The 14,793-nt window shown below is 59.7% G+C and carries 13 protein-coding genes, 1 tRNA gene and 2 pseudogenes; 7 read left to right on the top strand and 9 right to left on the bottom strand.

Features of this window, described 5'->3' with window-relative positions:
• Positions 1 to 79 precede the first annotated feature (79 nt).
• On the top strand, positions 80 to 1,015 hold the full coding sequence (locus B7H23_RS08220; protein WP_094076982.1) for a division plane positioning ATPase MipZ: 936 nt from the start codon (positions 80 to 82) through the stop codon (positions 1,013 to 1,015).
• Positions 1,016 to 1,091: 76 nt separating this feature from the next.
• Here the strand turns inward: B7H23_RS08220 and B7H23_RS16020 are convergent, their stop codons facing one another.
• Both B7H23_RS16020 and B7H23_RS08210 read right to left on the bottom strand, forming a co-directional pair.
• Positions 1,092 to 1,364 carry a hypothetical protein gene (locus tag B7H23_RS16020; RefSeq protein ID WP_094076981.1) on the bottom strand — a complete coding sequence of 91 codons (273 nt, stop codon included), beginning with the start codon at positions 1,362 to 1,364 and terminating at the stop codon, positions 1,092 to 1,094.
• A 68-nt stretch (positions 1,365 to 1,432) separates the two neighbouring features.
• Complete coding sequence (locus B7H23_RS08210; RefSeq protein ID WP_094076980.1) at positions 1,433 to 2,842, bottom strand: D-alanyl-D-alanine carboxypeptidase; 1,410 nt, start codon at positions 2,840 to 2,842, stop codon at positions 1,433 to 1,435.
• A gap of 250 nt (positions 2,843 to 3,092) precedes the next feature.
• Between B7H23_RS08210 and B7H23_RS08205 the strand changes: the two genes are divergently transcribed.
• From B7H23_RS08205 to clpA, 3 genes and pseudogenes are all read left to right on the top strand, one after another.
• Entirely contained in the window at positions 3,093 to 3,422 is a 330-nt protein-coding gene (locus B7H23_RS08205; RefSeq protein WP_094076979.1) for a phasin family protein, read from the top strand.
• A 223-nt stretch (positions 3,423 to 3,645) separates the two neighbouring features.
• Positions 3,646 to 4,020, top strand: a complete 375-nt coding sequence (clpS, locus tag B7H23_RS08200) for an ATP-dependent Clp protease adapter ClpS (protein ID WP_094076978.1) — start codon at positions 3,646 to 3,648, stop codon at positions 4,018 to 4,020.
• Between the two features lie 8 nt (positions 4,021 to 4,028).
• Positions 4,029 to 6,368: pseudogene (gene clpA, locus B7H23_RS08195) on the top strand (ATP-dependent Clp protease ATP-binding subunit ClpA); the annotation flags it as partial.
• A 104-nt stretch (positions 6,369 to 6,472) separates the two neighbouring features.
• On the opposite strand, the gene B7H23_RS08190 reads toward clpA, so the two are convergent.
• The 4 genes from B7H23_RS08190 to B7H23_RS08175 are packed head-to-tail and all read right to left on the bottom strand — an operon-like array spanning position 6,473 to position 9,406.
• Positions 6,473 to 6,913 (bottom strand): HIT family protein, encoded by a 441-nt coding sequence (locus B7H23_RS08190; RefSeq protein ID WP_094076976.1) that lies wholly within the window; start codon positions 6,911 to 6,913, stop codon positions 6,473 to 6,475.
• A gap of 50 nt (positions 6,914 to 6,963) precedes the next feature.
• Positions 6,964 to 8,187: a GNAT family N-acetyltransferase gene (locus B7H23_RS08185; protein WP_094076975.1), complete on the bottom strand. Its 1,224-nt coding sequence runs from the start codon at positions 8,185 to 8,187 to the stop codon at positions 6,964 to 6,966.
• 31 nt (positions 8,188 to 8,218) lie between these two features.
• Positions 8,219 to 8,926: a glycerophosphodiester phosphodiesterase family protein gene (locus tag B7H23_RS08180; protein WP_094076974.1), complete on the bottom strand. Its 708-nt coding sequence runs from the start codon at positions 8,924 to 8,926 to the stop codon at positions 8,219 to 8,221.
• A 3-nt stretch (positions 8,927 to 8,929) separates the two neighbouring features.
• A complete protein-coding gene (locus B7H23_RS08175) occupies positions 8,930 to 9,406 on the bottom strand; it encodes a RidA family protein (RefSeq protein WP_094076973.1) in 477 nt (158 codons plus the stop codon).
• A gap of 65 nt (positions 9,407 to 9,471) precedes the next feature.
• Here B7H23_RS08175 and B7H23_RS08170 point away from each other — a divergent pair, with 65 nt between their 5' ends.
• Positions 9,472 to 10,293, top strand: coding sequence for a cell envelope integrity EipB family protein (locus B7H23_RS08170; RefSeq protein ID WP_094076972.1), 822 nt, complete (start codon positions 9,472 to 9,474; stop codon positions 10,291 to 10,293).
• A gap of 42 nt (positions 10,294 to 10,335) precedes the next feature.
• Here the strand turns inward: B7H23_RS08170 and parE are convergent.
• From parE to lipB, 3 genes and pseudogenes are all read right to left on the bottom strand, one after another.
• A pseudogene (gene parE / locus B7H23_RS08165) lies at positions 10,336 to 12,303 on the bottom strand (DNA topoisomerase IV subunit B); the annotation flags it as partial.
• Between the two features lie 263 nt (positions 12,304 to 12,566).
• Positions 12,567 to 13,025, bottom strand: coding sequence for a YaiI/YqxD family protein (locus tag B7H23_RS08160; RefSeq protein ID WP_094076971.1), 459 nt, complete (start codon positions 13,023 to 13,025; stop codon positions 12,567 to 12,569).
• On the bottom strand, positions 13,022 to 13,786 hold the full coding sequence (gene lipB, locus B7H23_RS08155) for a lipoyl(octanoyl) transferase LipB (RefSeq protein WP_094076970.1): 765 nt from the start codon (positions 13,784 to 13,786) through the stop codon (positions 13,022 to 13,024). Before lipB ends, B7H23_RS08160 begins: the two co-directional genes overlap by 4 nt.
• Before the next feature lie 138 nt (positions 13,787 to 13,924).
• Between lipB and B7H23_RS08150 the strand changes: the two genes are divergently transcribed.
• Positions 13,925 to 14,009 (top strand) — tRNA-Leu (locus tag B7H23_RS08150).
• A gap of 146 nt (positions 14,010 to 14,155) precedes the next feature.
• Positions 14,156 to 14,647, top strand: a complete 492-nt coding sequence (locus B7H23_RS08145) for a DUF2867 domain-containing protein (protein ID WP_094076969.1) — start codon at positions 14,156 to 14,158, stop codon at positions 14,645 to 14,647.
• Positions 14,648 to 14,793 lie beyond the last annotated feature (146 nt).

Below are 14,793 nucleotides of genomic sequence, written 5' to 3'. Positions count from 1 at the left end.
GCATCTCGATTATCTCGCGGTAACCTTTCATTATCCATCTTTGTCTAACTTCCGTTTACCATTTAAAACGGGGGAGAGGATGCTCGGACGACGATCCGAAAAGGTGGTTCGACGCGAAGATCCTGCCCATCTGCTTGTTTGCGGCAATGAGAAGGGCGGGTCTGGCAAGTCCACACTCGGCCTGCATATTGCAACCGCTCTTCTGAATAAGGGCCTTCGGGTCGGCGTCATCGATCTGGATATTCGCCAGCAGACAATGGCCCGCTTCTTCGCCTACCGGGCGCAGACCGCATCCATCAAATCCCTCGACCTTGCCCACCCGCGGGTCGAGACCTTGGCGCCAGTCCGACGGGACCGGGTCAGCGACGTCACGCATGAAGAACGCTGTGCCCTGTTTCGCCTGCTTCTGGACATGCGCAATGATTGCGACGTCGTGATCGTGGACACGCCCGGCGCGTCGACCAACCTGTCCGATATCGCTCACAGTCAGGCAGATACGCTGATTACGCCGATGAATGACAGCTTCGTCGATTTCGATGTTCTGGGACGCATCGATCCGGTTGACGGAACGCTGAAGAACACCTCGCAATATGCCCATACCGTCAGGCAAGCGAGGCGGGAGCGACGCCGGCTGAAGGGAACGGTGCTGGACTGGGTTGTGGTTCGCAATCGTCAGTCGGCATTCAGTTCGCGCAATGAGCGCAAGGTCGATGACGGTCTGCGGCGGGTCTCCATGCAGCTTGGCTTCCGACTGGTCGATGGAATCGCGGAACGTGTGGTTTATCGCGAACTGTTTCCGCTCGGCCTAACCGTCATGGATGCCGAGGCGCTTTATGCCCTGGATGTCTGCCAGCGCAGCAGCCCCTCCCATAAGGCAGCGTGTCGCGAGATCGATCGCCTGGTCAGAATGCTGCGCCTTCCCATCGACGATGAGGGACGACAACGTGCGCAGGCGCGGCAGAGGCTTTCGCAGAGAATGGCAGCCGGTCTGCGCATGCCTGAATTCCTCGCCTGACCGGTCCGTTCGGCCAAACAAAAAGCCCGGCGCGGTTCGCCGGGCTGTTCGTCGTCCTTCATAGTGGTCGGACGGATCAGACGCGCAGTCCTATGGCAGATCGGCCCATCGGACCGTGCACCCTCAGCCTTATGGACGTTGCCGGCAGAGCGACACGGCGCGAGCGGGCCGCATGTGTCATGAGCACGCCAACAATCTCGCGGGTGCGACTCTTGCCTGCGCCCACCTCGGCCAAGTGGCGCGCGGCGCGGCGAAGCGGATGAATCGCCCCGGTCTTCTGGGGCAAAGTATCGCTTGCGCCGTCCGATGCCGGTGCGGAACGATTGCTTTGTGCATGCTGCATCTTCATCGATGCGATCTCCTTCGACTGAATACCAAACCGGGAGGGCTGCGCCCTGCTTAAACTCTCGTTCGTCCTTACTGCTGGACCGCGTAACATGCGATCTTCTGACGCTTCAGCCCCTTGCAGACCGACCAGGCGTCCGACTTTCCAGAGAAACCGGCAAAGCGCACGCGATGATATTCGGTGCCATCCTTGACGAAGGGGACCGTGAAGCCCTGACGCCGACCGAGCAGGGAAGACGCCTTTTGCTGCATCTCGTCGATCATGCTGGTCGCCTGCTGTGGGCTGCCGACGGAAGCGACCTGCACGACCCACTGGCCGGGACTTGCGACAGTGGATGAGGTCTTGATCGTATCGATCTTCGCGACGGGCTGCGGCGGCGTATGCGAAGCGATGATTTTCTGCGGCCGCGGCGCGGCAACCGGAGCGTAGGCCGAAACGGGCGCTGGGGGCAGCTTCGGTGCAGCGGCGACAGCAACCACTGCGTTGGACTGGGTAATGGTCTGCGGTTGGCGGAAGGCGGGGCTGGGCATCGGCAGCGGCAAGTCCGAGGGGTCGATCGACGCGATGGTCATGCCATATTGAACGCCAGCCGGCGCCGCGCGTGCGATCAGATTACCCGCTCCACGGCGTGAGGCCTTGGGCAGGTACTCCGCGATCAGTTTCTTCATCTGTGCGTTGCGCGATGCGCCGGTGCGTCCGCCCATCACGACAGCGACGATGGATCGGCCATCGGTCCTGACGCTGGAAACCAGATTGAAGCCCGAGGCACGTGTGTAACCGGTCTTGATGCCATCGACACCGCGCACGCGACCGAGCAGCTTGTTGTGGTTGCCGTAGCGGGTTTTACGGTAGGAGAAGCTGCGTGCGGAAAAATAGTCGTAATATTCAGGAAAGTGCTCGCGCAGCGCGATGCCGAGCCGCGCCATATCCCGAGCCGTCGTCACCTGCTTGCCATCCGGCAGCCCGTGCGGATTGCGGAAGACCGTCTTCGACATGCCGAGGCCACGCGCCTTGGCTGTCATGACCTTACCGAAGCGTGTTTCACTGCCCGAGAAATATTCGGCAATGGCGCAGGATACGTCGTTCGCGCTCTTGGTGACGAGCGAAAGAATGGCCGGCTCCACCTTGATCGAGCGGCCGGGGCGAATGCCGATCTTCGTCGGCGGACGACGCGAGCAATGCGCGCTCATCGGGATTTCGCTGTTCTTGTCGATCTTACCCGACCGCATCGCCTCGAAGGTGATGTAGAGCGTCATCATCTTCGTTAGCGAAGCCGGATAGCGCAACGAATCCGCCTGGTGCGAATAGAGGGTCTTGCCGGTTTTCGCATCCATGACGATGCCGGCATATTTAGCGGCGTGGGCGGTCGCTGTTCCAGAAAGAAACGAAGCGGCCAGAGCACCGGTCAACAATGATAGACGAACAGAAAGGGGGCGGTTGGGGGACGGAAAACGCAAGACTACACCTGTACAACATACCATAGGGCGACGGCCAACACGACGGGGAACGGGGACAGGCCATCCTTTGTCATCCTATGTTGATAGGCGCGGTGTCCTTTCGAAAACGTTTAAGCAAAACCTCAAAATGTCGAAGCTGTCCCAATCGGGGACACTGACCCTGCGTAAAATTTTGTGCGTCGCACTTGACATTTTGTGCACTGCACAATAAATTGTTTTGCAAGTGATCGGGGACGGGGTCGTCCAGACACGATGAACGAAAATGAGGAACACCATGTACCAGAATATCGAACAGCTCAACGCCGCTTCCAAAGACGTTATGGACAGCCAGCTTGCCACCGTTTCGGCCATGTCGAAGTCCATGCAGACCATCGCCACCGAAACGGCTGACTATGCCAAGAAGTCGATGGAAATGAACGCTTCCTTCTTCGAGAAGCTGATGGGGCAGAAGTCCGTCGAAGGCGCCGTCGAAGTGCAGACCGAATATGCCAAGGCCGCTTACGAGAACTTCATTGCCGAGAGCAAGAAGTTCGGCGCGCTTTATCAGGATCTGGCCAAGGAGCTGGTCAAGCCGGTCGAAACAGCCGTCGCCAAGGCTCGCTAATTCTTCACCGGCATTATCCGCCCGCGTCATGCGGGCAAGAGCAGATCGAACACCCGCCAGTCATCTGGCGGGTGTTTTTTCGTTTGCCCATCGGAATTCAGAGCCGGTGCGAAGCGATCTTTGCCGCAAGGGCGCTTGAATGGTGCGAGCGAGGGCTTAAACTGAGCGTCGAAAAACCTATCTGATTTGCCATGGCAAACAGCGACAGGGATTACCATCTGGCATGACGCAAGGGCTTCTCATCGGCAGTCCGCTTCATCTGGGCCCAGAGGACAACTCCGATAAGGGCGACGATGATGCTGGCCGTGGTACGGCGGTCATCACACGCACCAAACCCAAGACCAAACGGCCCAGCCTATACCGCGTCCTTCTTCTGAATGACGATTACACCCCCATGGAATTCGTGATCCACGTGCTGGAGCGATTCTTCCAGATGGACCGGGAGATGGCGACGCGTGTGATGTTACACGTCCACACACAGGGTGTGGGCGAGTGCGGCATCTTCACCTTCGAGGTGGCCGAGACAAAGGTCACGCAGGTGATGGATTTCGCTCATCAAAACCAACATCCGCTGCAATGCGTGATGGAGAAAAAGTGAGGAATTAGATGCCGGCATTTTCTGACAGCCTCGAAAAGGCCATTCACGATGCGCTCACTTACGCCAATGAGCGCGAGCACGAATATGCGACACTGGAACACCTTCTATTGGCGTTGATCGACGATCAGGACGCCGCAGCCGTCATGCGCGCCTGCGGTGTCGATATCGAGGATCTTCGCAAGACGGTCATCGAATATGTCGACAACGAGCTGGACAATCTCATCACCGGCTATGACGAAGATTCAAAACCGACCACCGGTTTCCAGCGGGTCATCCAGCGCGCTGTGATTCACGTCCAGTCGTCCGGGCGTGACGAGGTATCAGGTGCCAATGTGCTCGTCGCTATTTTCGCCGAGCGGGAAAGCCATGCGGCTTATTTCCTGCAGGAGCAACAGATGACGCGCTATGACGCGGTCAATTTCATCAGCCATGGCATTGCCAAGAAGCCGGGCGCATCGGGTGGCCGCGTCATCAAGGGCGCCAGCGAGGATGCCGCCGAGATCGATGGCGAAGACGATAGCGCTGCCAAAAAGGGCCAGGACGCGCTGACGGCCTATTGCGTCAACCTCAACGAGAAGGCGAAGGACGGCAAGATCGACCCGCTGATCGGGCGGACATCGGAAATCGACCGGACCATTCAGGTGCTTTGCCGGCGGTCCAAGAACAATCCGCTCTATGTGGGTGATCCTGGCGTTGGCAAGACGGCCATTGCTGAAGGGCTCGCCAAGCGGATCGTCGAAGGCGACGTGCCGGAGGTTCTTGCCGACGACACGGTGTTCTCGCTCGACATGGGCACGCTGCTGGCCGGAACACGCTATCGCGGCGACTTCGAGGAGCGCCTCAAGCAGGTGGTCAAAGAACTGGAAGAGTTCCCGGGCGCTATCCTCTTCATCGACGAGATCCATACGGTGATCGGCGCCGGCGCGACGAGCGGTGGAGCGATGGATGCGTCCAACCTTTTGAAGCCGGCGCTGTCGTCCGGTGCGATCCGTTGTATCGGCTCGACGACCTACAAGGAATATCGCCAGTTTTTCGAGAAGGACCGGGCGCTGGTTCGCCGCTTCCAGAAGATCGATGTGGTGGAACCGACGCTGGATGACGCCATCGCCATCATGCGGGGCCTCAAACCCTATTTCGAGGATTTCCATCAGGTCGCCTACACGGACGAGGCGATCAAGGCGTCGGTCGAATTGTCCAGCCGCTACATCACCGACCGCAAGCTGCCGGACAAGGCCATCGACGTCATCGACGAATCCGGCGCCGCGCAGAAATTGCTGGCCAAGGACGACCGCGCCAAGACGATCGATGTCGATCAGATCGAAGCGACGATCGCGACCATGGCCCGCATTCCGCCGAAGACGGTCTCCGCCGACGACGAAGCGGTTTTGGCCAATCTCGAAAAGGAATTGAAGACCGTCGTCTACGGTCAGGATCTGGCAATCGAGTCGCTGGCAAGCTCCATCAAGCTGGCCCGCGCCGGTCTGCGTGAGCCGGACAAGCCGATCGGCTCCTACCTGTTCTCCGGTCCGACCGGCGTCGGCAAGACGGAAGTCGCCAAGCAACTCGCATCGTCACTCGGCGTGGAACTGCTGCGCTTCGACATGAGCGAATATATGGAGCGGCATACGATCAGCCGCCTCATCGGCGCTCCTCCCGGCTATGTCGGGTTCGACCAGGGCGGCCTTCTGACTGACGGCGTGGATCAGCATCCGCACTGTGTGCTGCTGCTCGACGAGATCGAGAAGGCGCATCCGGACCTGTTCAACATTCTGCTGCAGGTCATGGATCACGGCTCGCTCACCGATCATAACGGCAAGAAGATCGATTTCCGGAATGTCGTTCTCATCATGACAACGAATGCCGGCGCCTCGGAAATGAGCAAGGCCGCCATCGGCTTTGGATCGTCGCGGCGCACGGGCGAGGATGAAGAAGCCATTACGCGCCTCTTCACGCCCGAGTTCCGCAACCGTCTGGATGCAATTATTCCGTTCGGTCCGCTGCCGGTCCCGGTCATCCATCGCGTGGTGGAGAAGTTCGTCATGCAACTCGAGGCGCAGCTGACCGAGCGCGGCGTGACCTTCGAACTGACGCCGGACGCCATCGAATGGCTGGCCGACAAGGGTTACGACCAGAAAATGGGCGCGCGCCCGCTCGGCCGGGTCATTCAGGAGCATATCAAGAAGCCGTTGGCCGAAGAGGTGCTGTTCGGCAAGCTGAAGCATGGCGGTACGGTGAAGGTCTCCATCGAGACCAAAACGGACGGAAAGAAGGGGCTGACCCTCGAGAGCATCCCGGACGATACGCCCGTGAAGCCGAAGAAGAATGCCGATGACAGCCCGGCGGAAGAAACCGCTTCGGATTCGGACGTATAATCGCTTTGTTCGAAAAGGTGGCGCCAACAAGAAAAGCCCGGCAGCAATGCCGGGCTTTTTCTTTCGAAGACCGGTCTCGGTCAGTTGTGGTCCAGCGCGCTGCGGAGGCGCTCTGCATGGCTCCCCAGTAGCTCATCATCGGCCATTTCACCGGCGTGGCGGCGCAAGGATTCGCCTTCCTTCATCGGGATCACGTGGATGTGCAGATGCATCACCGTCTGCCCGGCCGCTTCCTCGTTGAACTGCGATATGCGGACGCCATCGGCATCGAACGCCGTTTTTACAGCGCGCGCCATTTTCTGCACGACGCCGATCAGATGCGCCAGAACCGATGGGTCCGCATCGAGCAGGTTACGTGCCGGTTCTTTCGGCACGACCAGGCAATGGCCGTCGGCGCTTGGCATCACATCCATGATGACGATGCAGCGTTCGTCCTCGTAAACTCGATGGGCTGGCAGTTCGCCGCGCAGAATCCGTGCGAAGATGTTGCTGTCATCATAGGCGTGGGTGGTATCGGGCACGGCGGACTTCCTTCATTCTGTAAAGCGTTTATCTAACGCGATACGCGTCTTTATAGATCTGGCGCAAGCCGGCCCGGTGCCGCATCTTCTCTATAAGGGGAATGCTGCGCCAATAACGCGGCGATCGCCGCTTCGTCCTGCCGTTCGGCCTCCAGAAAACCGGCGACGGCCTGGCGCAGACCCTCATGCCGCAGATAATGCGCTGAGCGGGTAAGGACGGGCATGTAGCCGCGCTGCAATTTGTGTTCGCCCTGTGCACCCGCCTCCACGGTCTTCAGGCCATGTTGAATCGCGTAATCGATGGCCTGGTGGTAGCAGAGTTCGAAATGCAGGAAGGGGTGATCTTCCACGCAGCCCCAGTGACGGCCGAACAGCGTGTCAGAACCGATGAAATTGATCGCGCCGGCGATTCGCCTGCCGTCCCGCCGCGCGACGACAAGCAGTATATCATCGCTCATCCGCTCGCCGATCAGCGACCAGAAGGCGCGGTTCAGATAGGGCTGGCCCCATTTGCGACTGCCGGTATCCATATAGAAAGCGTGAAAATCGTCCCAGACCTCTTCCGTCAGATCGGTGCCGGTCAACCATTCGATCTCTATGCCGTTCGCTAGCGCCTCGCGCCGTTCGCGGCGCAGCGCCTTGCGCTTGCGCGAGACCAGTGTCGCCAGAAAGTCATCGTAGGTCTCATAGCCGCGATTGGGAAAATGAAACTGGATATCCTCCCGTTCGAGAAATCCCGCTTCCACAAGCTGAGCCTGATCGCCAGCCTCCAGAAACGTGACATGCGCCGAGGACAAGCCGATTTGATCGCAGGCGGAACGCAGTCCCTGCGCGAGAAGCGGTCGAATTTCAGGCGTCGTTCGCTTCGTCAGCAGACGAGGGCCGGTTGCGGGCGTGAATGGATAGCAGCTTTGAAGCTTGGGATAATAACGGCCGCCGGCGCGTTCCAAAGCATCGGCCCATCCATGGTCGAAGACATATTCGCCTTGGCTGTGACCTTTCACATAGGTCGGCACCGCGCCGAGCAGAGCGCCATCGGCGGTCTCCAGCCGAAGATGACGTGGCAGCCATCCCGTGTTGCCGTTGACGCAGCCGCTATCTTCCAGCGACGATAGAAAGGCGTGAGAAGAGAAGGGGTTGTAGTCCGATTCGCCCCGGCGGGTGCCGGTGAGGTTGGCCCATTCCCCCTCGGTGAAGGCTGCCATGCCTTCGACCAGCCGGAGCGTGGCCGCACCAGTCTCCTCCTTCTTCTTTGTCGGTGGATTGTCCCTCATGCCGCAAATATGGGGTCATGGTCCGGGATCGTCAGGGGTGGAACCCTTCAAAAGTGATCTGATCGCACTGGCGATAGGCCCGTTCGGCCTGTTCGGGCGATCGAACCGTCCAGCAGATCAGCGGAAGTTCTCGCTCGCGCGTTTCGGCGCAGAAGGCATTGTCGAGTTCATCGACATTAAATGAAACGAAATCGACGATATCGATCATCTGCCGGTGCTCGTCCAGGTCTCTGGGTGCGCATCCGGTCGCGACCAAACCGACGGGACGATCTGGTAGAAGCTTTCGCAACTGACCAATCTGCCGGTGCGAAAAGCTCATCACGGCGATGTTCAGCGCAGAAGCATCCAAGACCTTCGCAACGGCTAGCGCTAGATGGTCCGCGCCGCCGCCATCGCCTTTCAGTTCGATCACAAGCGGAACCTTCCCGTCGATAAGGGCGATGAAATCGACCAGAGTCGGAATCCGTTCGTCCGAATCATGGACTGATAGCGCATGCGCTTCGCGCATGGCGAGGTTGGCAAAATCCCCGACCTGCCCGGTCAAACGCTCCAGCTTTTCGTCGTGGAAGACCATGGCTTCGCCATCGGCCGATAACCGCACATCGCACTCGATCGCGTAACCCGCGTCGAGCGCAGCCTTCGCTGCGCCGAGCGTATTTTCCGGTCGTCCGGCTTCGCGATCGTGCAGACCACGATGAGCGATGGGCCGCTCAACAATGAACTCAGAGCGCGGCGGCACCGATCAGCGATCGTTCTTGAGCGCGAAAATGGCATCGATCTCGACGGCGGCGCCAAGGGGCAGGGCCGGTACGCCGACCGCCGCGCGGGCATGTTTGCCGATTGTTTCGCCGAGCATCTCGACAAGAAAGTCCGACGCGCCGTTCGCCACCAGATGCTGGCTGGTGAAATCGGGCGACGAGGCAACGAACACGCCGATCTTCAAAAGACGTTCGATCTCGTCGAACCCTCCAAGCGCCGCTTTGGCCTGGGCTAGAATGTTGACAGCACAATAGCGCGCGGCGCGCTTGCCGCGCTCGACATCGCCATCGCCGGTCAGCAGACCTGTCTCCGCAACCTTGCCGTCCTGCATGGGTAGCTGACCGGAGATGTAAAGCGTATCGCCCGTACGAACGGCAGCAAGATAATTGGCGACCGGAGCACCGGGTACGGGAAGTTCGACCCCGGCGTCAGCCAGGCGTGATTCGATCTGGTTGGTCATGGTTCCTCAATTTCGGTTCAAAGCGAGCCTAGGGCCAGCTATAGGGTAGAAAAGGACCGCCGACCATGATTCTCAACCGCGCCATCGCTCTTGCCCTCGTGGGATCGATCGCACCGGTCATATCGGATGCGGCGGAACTGGCCTCTCACAGGGCCGTCTACGACATGGAACTGCTCGAAGCGAGCGAGCGCTCCGGCCTGACGGGAGTGGATGGCCGCATGGTCTACGAGTTCCTCGGTAATGATTGCAAAGGTTATGCCGTCCGCTTCCGCTCGGTCGCCTCGTTTCGTAGCGAGGCCGGTCAGCAGGTCATAGACCAGCGCGTCACGACTTTGGAAAAGACTGAGAGCGGCAGTTTCTCGTTCGCCACGCAGTCCTTTACCGACAATCGGCTCGACAAGGAGGTGAAGGGGGAGGCGGAATATCACTCGAATGGCGAAATGTTGGAAGTGATCCTTTCTCTGCCCGATCGCAAAACCATCGAACTGCCGGATGCGCTTTTTCCGGTCGCCCATTTGCAGGATCTATTGCGGCGGGCGGCCGATGGCGAGCGCATCTACGCAACCAAGGTCTTCGACGGCACGGAGAATGGCGACAAGGTCCTTCTGACCAATGTCGTAATCGGCGAGCCTGAAAAAGCAGGCGAGGAAAACGACTCCGCCACCCCCCTTGGGGAGTTGGCGAACCGGCCCTACTGGCCGGTTTCGATGTCTTATTACGATGTTGCCGTGCCGACTGGGGGCGAGGACGAGCCGGTTTTTCGCCTGTCTTTCGATCTCTACGACAACGGTATCACCCGCGATTTCCGCATGGATTACGGTGATTTCACCATCCATCAGAAACTGGTGGAACTGGAGCCGCTTACAGCTCCGCCCTGCGAAAAGTGACGACCATCCGATCGGGGGCGGACCGCAAGACTTCGACTGCCGTCAAACGTCCAGCATTTCTTCGGACGCGAAGGCAGCGTTGTCCTGAATGAACCGGAACCGCGCCTCTGGTTTCGTTCCCATCAGCGCATCGACGGTGGAACGGGTGGCGTCCGCTTCCGACTCGATCGCGACACGCAGCAATGTCCGCGTCGCCGGGTTCATCGTCGTTTCCTTCAACTGATTGGGCATCATTTCGCCAAGACCCTTGAAGCGGCCGACGTCAATCTTGCCGCGACCTTTGAAGACCGTCTCCATCAGTTCGGCCCGATGCGCATCGTCGCGGGCATAGAAGGTCTTGCTGCCTTGGCTCAGGCGATAGAGCGGCGGTACTGCGAGGTAAAGATGTCCGTTGCGGATGAGGTCGGGCATTTCCTGATAGAAGAAGGTGATCAGAAGCGATGCAATATGCGCGCCATCGACATCCGCGTCGGTCATGATGATGATCCGTTCGTAGCGTAGATCGTCATCGCGGTATTTTGCACCTGTACCGCAGCCCAGCGCCAGAATCAGATCCTGAATGAGCTGGCTGTTCGTGGTCTTGTCGCGTCCGGCGGAGGCGACGTTCAAGATTTTACCCCGCAAGGGCAAAATTGCCTGGTTGGTGCGGTTACGGGCTTGCTTGGCGGAGCCGCCGGCGCTGTCGCCCTCGACGATGAAGAGTTCCGCGCCCGCCGCCGCGTTCTGCGAACAATCGGCGAGTTTTCCGGGCAGGCGCAACTTACGCACCGCGCTCTTGCGGCTGACTTCCCGCTCTTTCTTCCGCCGTAGCCGCTCTTCGGCGCGGTCGATCACCCATTCGAGCAGGCGGTCGGCCTGTGCCGGCGATGCCGTGAGCCAATGATCGAAAGCGTCACGAACCGCGTTTTCCACGATTCGGCTGGCTTCGACGGTCGACAGGCGATCCTTTGTCTGGCCGACGAACTCCGGTTCACGGATAAAGACGGATAACATGCCGGCAGCGCTCAGCATCACGTCGTCATTGGTGACGATGGCCGCCCGCTTGTTGCCGGTCAGTTCCGCATAGGCGCGAAGACCTTTGGACAAAGCCGCGCGCATGCCCGCTTCGTGCGTGCCGCCTTCGGCTGTCGGAACAGTGTTGCAGTAGGATTGCAAAAAGCCATCGCCGCCGTGCCATGTCACGGCCCATTCGACACGTCCATGGCCGCTCTTCTTTTCGCTCAGACCGGCGAAGATTTCGGTCGTGATCTGCCGGTCCTTGCCAATCGATGCGGCTAGGTAATCCTTCAATCCATTCGGAAAATGAAAACTCTCCGCTTCACTTGCGAGGCTCTTCTCATCCAGAAGTTCAGGATCGCACTTCCAGCGAATCTCCACGCCGCCGAACAGATAGGCCTTGGAGCGCGCCATGCGGTACAGCCGATCGGGATCGAAGCGGGCGGTCTTGCCGAAGATTTCCGGATCGGGGTGAAAGCGCTGCCTCGTACCCCTCCGGTTTTGAACCGGACCGAGATCCTCTATTCCGCCTTGCGGCAGACCCTTGGAGTAGTGCTGGCGGTAAAGGCGGCGTCCCCGTGCGATCTCGACGGTCAAATCGTCGGAAAGAGCGTTCACTACGCTGATACCGACGCCATGGAGCCCGCCGGACGTCTCGTAGACCTTGCTGTCGAACTTGCCGCCCGCATGTAGCGTCGTCATGATGACTTCGAGGGCGCTCTTATCCGGGAATTTTGGATGCGGATCCACCGGAATGCCGCGACCATTGTCGGTCACGTTCAGGTGGCCCGACGTTTCCAGTTCCACTTCGATCCAACTGGCGTGGCCGGCAACGGCCTCGTCCATGGAGTTGTCGATGACTTCTGCGAAGAGATGATGGAGGGCTTTTGCGTCCGTGCCGCCAATATACATGCCGGGACGGCGGCGAACCGGCTCCAGGCCTTCCAATACATCGATATCGGCGGCGGAATAGCCCTCGACTCCATCGGACGGAACGATCGGCGCCTTTGCCGGTTTCTGGGGCGCGTTGTCCTGCTTCGGAACCCGGATCGCCTGCGACCGGCGTTCCTGGGCGCTGGCGCTCCCACCGCTGAAAAGGTCTTTAGCGCCTTCCATGGCTTGTTTCCGTTCCGACATGGTCCTCGAATCACCAAAAGTCTCGCATTCCGATTCGTCCGATGCGAGCGCGTTCCGTCATTGTTCACGGCTTATACACGGAAAACCGCACAATACCGGGATTTTCTGCATTTGGCCCGTAGATCGTTCGTAGCGCGTCCTTACGATGACGACTGGAGCCGTCGTATCGCGCGGTCCAGCACCTGCAGAAATCGCGACCGGTCGGCCTTGCCGAACGGGGCATTGTATGTCTGGGCCTGATTGGCCTCGCGAAGGTGCTGACCAAGGTTGCGCGCCGCCAGCGCGCCGCCCACATTTGCCGCATCAAGCAGGCGGCCTTTCGGTGTCAGAGCCAGAGCATCGCGCTCCACGCATCGCGCCGCGAGTGGCATGTCCGCCGTGATGCAAAGATCGTTGGCCGCAATATGTTCGGCAATGTGATCGTCGGCCTCGTCGAACCCGCCGCCGACCAGCTTGATCGACGCAAATTCGTAGCGCGACGGTCGAAGGCCCGAAGCCGCCACATAGATCACCCTCAGCGCATAACGCTCCGCAACCCGTTCGATCTCGCCGCGGACCGGACACGCATCGGCATCGACCCAGATCGTCGGCGTTGTCATGCGTCCACGTTCCGGTCTCTCTGCATCCCTTCTTCGACAGGGCAGGGCGCTACATGCGTTATCGGTCCGAACAGTTCACCACAGGTTGCTTCAAGTGCCCGATCGAGATCGGGCATTGTGACCGGCAGGCCCAGATCGACCAGGCTGGTGACGCCGTGCTCCTGGATGCCGCAAGGGTTGATCCCCGCATAATGTGTCAGGTCCGGTTCGACATTGATGGCAATGCCATGAAACGAGACCCATTTCCGCAGGCGAATTCCAATGGCGGCGATTTTGTCTTCCGCCGGTGCGCCGGCAGCCATAGGCGGCTTATCCGGCCGCACGATCCACACGCCGACCCGGTCGTCCCGTCGCTCACCCCGAAGGCCGAACTCGGCCAGGGTCGCGATTATCCACTGCTCCAGCGCTGCAACGAAAGCGCGAACGTCCGCGCGCCGGCGTTTCAGGTCGAGCATGACATAGGCAACGCGCTGTCCCGGTCCATGATAGGTGTACTGGCCGCCGCGCGCAGATGGATAGACCGGAAAACGGTCGGCCCAGATCAGGTCCTCGTTTCTGGCGCTCGTTCCGGCGGTGAACAGAGGCGGGTGTTCGACAAGCCAGATTTCCTCGGCGGCCCGGCCTTCGGCAATGTCGGAGGCGAGTGCCTCCATTCGGGCGACGGCGACGTCATAGTCGGTCAGCCCGGGCTGGGTGCGCCAGGCTATGGGGTCGGCAGATTGCCGGGGCCGGAAATCGACCGTGATCTCGTCGCGTCTCATATCGTTGTCCGGCAAAGTATAAGATGTTGATCTTCTGCAAACCGAAGCCCGCGAAAAAGCGCGTCCGACAGGCTTGTGTGGTCGATATGAGTTTGCTACATCGCCGCCTGCCGGGCCGCAAGGGTTGGTCGGGCAAGTGCGGTCGTGGCGGAATTGGTAGACGCGCAGCGTTGAGGTCGCTGTGGGGCAACCCGTGGAAGTTCGAGTCTTCTCGACCGCACCACTTCTTCTCCTTCTCATCTCCTTGGTTCCGGCTGGCCTGCATGCGCGCTCGTTCGCGCTAAATGCCGAATGACGCGTCATCGGGTTGCGGTTTTCTTTTCAGCGCGCTTTTCTGTCGATACCGCAACGACACCCGGTCCCGCCGTAATGAGCCACTCGAGAATATCTCGCACGCAACTTCCCGAGGCCGCTCACATACAACCGCGTCTGAAAAGCACCGACTTCATCGACGCCTATCGCGTTCGTTCGCAACTCAGTGTTCGGCAGGCTGCCGCTATCGGCTTTGCGGTTCCGGCATGGGCGAGGGCGCTTCTCCATCTTCGCAATGCGCTCGTCAGGCCATTCGGTCTGAAGACGGATATCGAGCACGGCAACCCGGCGGACCGCTTCGGCATGTTCCCGGTGCGTTATGAGCGGGACAATGAACTGGTCCTCGGCTTCGACGATCGGCATCTCGATTTCCGGATCACCTTCTACCGAGAAGGCACGGACATGCTGATGTCCACCTGGGTTCGCCCCCATAACGTCCTCGGGCGAGCGTATCTGGCAGCGGTCATGCCGTTTCATGTGCTGATTACACGCGGCGCCGTTCGCCGCATCGGCGAAGCGTCGGAAATAGAGGCCGGTTACAGCCTCTGAGCGAGCGGCTCTGCTTTCCGCAACGGAAAAAGCGACGAAAATCCAGCGATTTACGATTTTTTCCACCTCATCCATTTTTCTTTGATTTTGGTGTTGACGGTTTGGTGGGGTGGTGCGTATAAGCCGCTCATCGCTGGCGAGGCCGC

The organism is Notoacmeibacter marinus (genome assembly GCF_002238045.1).
Lineage (GTDB): Bacteria > Pseudomonadota > Alphaproteobacteria > Rhizobiales > Rhizobiaceae > Notoacmeibacter > Notoacmeibacter marinus.
Note: the sequence above shows the minus strand (reverse complement) of the source record. Positions and strands in the feature narration are given on the sequence as shown.

Coding starts and splice junctions, on each gene's coding strand:
- B7H23_RS08220 (WP_094076982.1), top strand. CDS start 80: ATGCTCGGACGACGATCCGAAAAGGTGGTTCGACGCGAAGATCCTGCC.
- B7H23_RS16020 (WP_094076981.1), bottom strand. CDS start 1,364: ATGAAGATGCAGCATGCACAAAGCAATCGTTCCGCACCGGCATCGGAC.
- B7H23_RS08210 (WP_094076980.1), bottom strand. CDS start 2,842: ATGGTATGTTGTACAGGTGTAGTCTTGCGTTTTCCGTCCCCCAACCGC.
- B7H23_RS08205 (WP_094076979.1), top strand. CDS start 3,093: ATGTACCAGAATATCGAACAGCTCAACGCCGCTTCCAAAGACGTTATG.
- clpS (WP_094076978.1), top strand. CDS start 3,646: ATGACGCAAGGGCTTCTCATCGGCAGTCCGCTTCATCTGGGCCCAGAG.
- B7H23_RS08185 (WP_094076975.1), bottom strand. CDS start 8,187: ATGAGGGACAATCCACCGACAAAGAAGAAGGAGGAGACTGGTGCGGCC.
- B7H23_RS08175 (WP_094076973.1), bottom strand. CDS start 9,406: ATGACCAACCAGATCGAATCACGCCTGGCTGACGCCGGGGTCGAACTT.
- B7H23_RS08170 (WP_094076972.1), top strand. CDS start 9,472: ATGATTCTCAACCGCGCCATCGCTCTTGCCCTCGTGGGATCGATCGCA.
- B7H23_RS08160 (WP_094076971.1), bottom strand. CDS start 13,025: ATGACAACGCCGACGATCTGGGTCGATGCCGATGCGTGTCCGGTCCGC.
- lipB (WP_094076970.1), bottom strand. CDS start 13,786: ATGAGACGCGACGAGATCACGGTCGATTTCCGGCCCCGGCAATCTGCC.
- B7H23_RS08145 (WP_094076969.1), top strand. CDS start 14,156: ATGAGCCACTCGAGAATATCTCGCACGCAACTTCCCGAGGCCGCTCAC.